Source organism: Micrococcus sp., assembly GCF_030523875.1.
Classification (GTDB): domain Bacteria; phylum Actinomycetota; class Actinomycetes; order Actinomycetales; family Micrococcaceae; genus Micrococcus.
Genome location: NZ_JAUNHR010000126.1, coordinates 2,276 through 3,918, shown reverse-complemented (window position 1 = coordinate 3,918; position 1,643 = coordinate 2,276). Strand labels below are relative to the sequence as shown.

At 71.8% G+C, this 1,643-nt stretch carries 2 protein-coding genes; one reads left to right on the top strand and one right to left on the bottom strand.

Annotation, left to right across the window (positions count from 1 at the left end; genetic code table 11):
- Positions 1 to 126: 126 nt before the first annotated feature.
- Complete coding sequence (locus Q4D18_RS11240; protein ID WP_303128466.1) at positions 127 to 720, bottom strand: hypothetical protein; 594 nt, start codon at positions 718 to 720, stop codon at positions 127 to 129.
- 132 nt (positions 721 to 852) lie between these two features.
- Between Q4D18_RS11240 and Q4D18_RS11235 the strand changes: the two genes are divergently transcribed.
- Positions 853 to 1,602, top strand: a complete 750-nt coding sequence (locus Q4D18_RS11235) for a DedA family protein (protein WP_303128468.1) — start codon at positions 853 to 855, stop codon at positions 1,600 to 1,602.
- Positions 1,603 to 1,643 lie beyond the last annotated feature (41 nt).

Genomic DNA, 1,643 nt, shown 5'->3' with positions numbered 1-1,643 from the left:
GCGTTGTGACCACCCCCCCGGGGGTGCACCACACCCGCCCCCCCCGGGGCCCCGGTGGGGGGCCCCCGCCCGGCCCACCGGGGGGGGGGCCCCTCCTGGTCTCGCCCCGAGCGGGGCGGGCGGGCGTCAGGCCTTCTTGCGCAGCTTGGCGAGCTCCTCGCGGGCGGCGCGCAGCGCCTTGGTCTGCTCGTCGCGGGCGGCGAAGATGGCGGCGACCTTCTCGTCCTTGGCCTCGCGGATGGCCTGCACCTTGGCCTCGCGGGCCTCGGCGATGCGGTTCGCGCGCTTCTTGGCGGCCTTGCGGCGCTTGCCCGGGCGGTTGGTCACGGAGTCGGCGGCGATGGCCAGGCCGGAGCCGAGCAGGAAGACGTCCTTGGCCACGGCGGTGCCGTCCTGGGACGGGCGCACGCCGTCGTCCTCGGTCATCTCCGGGGTGTTGAGGTACATGGACATCAGGCCGCCGGAGAAGGCGGTCAGGGCCGAGCCGGCCAGCCAGCCCGGCACGAAGGGGGCCAGCAGGGCCGCGCCGGTGCCCACCTCGGAGGCCACGATGAAGGCCTTGAACTGGGACGGGGTGAGCTTCGACAGCGCGGGGACGCCCTTGACGGCCATGCCCTGCAGGTAGGCGGCCTGCTCCTCGCCGAGCTTGCGCTTGCCCAGGCCGGAGTTGAGGATGAACGCGCCGGAGGTCAGGCGCAGCGGAATCTGGATGATGCTCATGGAGTCTTCCTTCCAGTGGAGCCCGCGGCACGTCACGGCGTGTGTGTGGCGCGAACGATCGGTCGAGCGGTCAGCGTCACCACCCTACCAACCGCCGTCCAGCCGGGGCGATGGTGGACAATGGAGACCATGATGTCGAGTTCCGCCCCCTGGGCCCTGTCCGCCGCCGCCGCGCAGCCCGCCGACTACGGCTGGCTGGGCAACGTCGTCGTGTCGATCATGGAGGCCGTCGGCCCCGTGGGCGTGGGCCTGGCCGTGTTCGCGGAGAACATCTTCCCGCCGATCCCCTCCGAGGTGATCCTGCCCCTGGCCGGGTTCACCGCCGCCGGCGGGGCCTTCAGCCCCCATGCCGCCCTGATCTGGGCCACGGTGGGCTCCGTCGTCGGCGCGCTCGTGCTCTACGGCGTCGGCGCGGCCCTGGGCCGGCGCCGAATGTACCGGATCGCGGACCGCATGCCGCTCGTGGACGTCGACGACGTCGAGCGCACGGAGAAGTGGTTCGCCCGCTACGGCTACTGGACCGTGTTCTTCGGGCGCATGGTGCCCGTGTTCCGCTCCCTGATCTCCATCCCGGCGGGCATCGAGCGCATGAACCTGGCGAAGTTCACCCTCTTCACCACGCTCGGCTCCCTGATCTGGAACGCCATCTTCGTCTACGGCGGGTACGCCCTCGGCGAGAACTTCCACCTCATCGCGGACTACGCGGACATGTTCTCCAACATCGTCATGGTCCTCATCCTCGGGTTCCTCGCGGTGTGGGTCCTGCTGCGGCTGCGGCGCAACCGCACCCAGGCTCACGACGGCACCCGCCAGCACGAGTCCCCGGACGCCGCCGCCGCCCGCGTCGAGGCGGAGATCCAGTCCCTCCACCGCCGGAAGTGAACACCATGTCCTCCTCCCGCCCCCTCCTGACCGCCCGCGCC

Excerpts from the sequence above, each read along its gene's own strand:
- Q4D18_RS11240 (WP_303128466.1), bottom strand. The coding sequence starts at position 720 with ATGAGCATCATCCAGATTCCGCTGCGCCTGACCTCCGGCGCGTTCATC.
- Q4D18_RS11235 (WP_303128468.1), top strand. The coding sequence starts at position 853 with ATGTCGAGTTCCGCCCCCTGGGCCCTGTCCGCCGCCGCCGCGCAGCCC.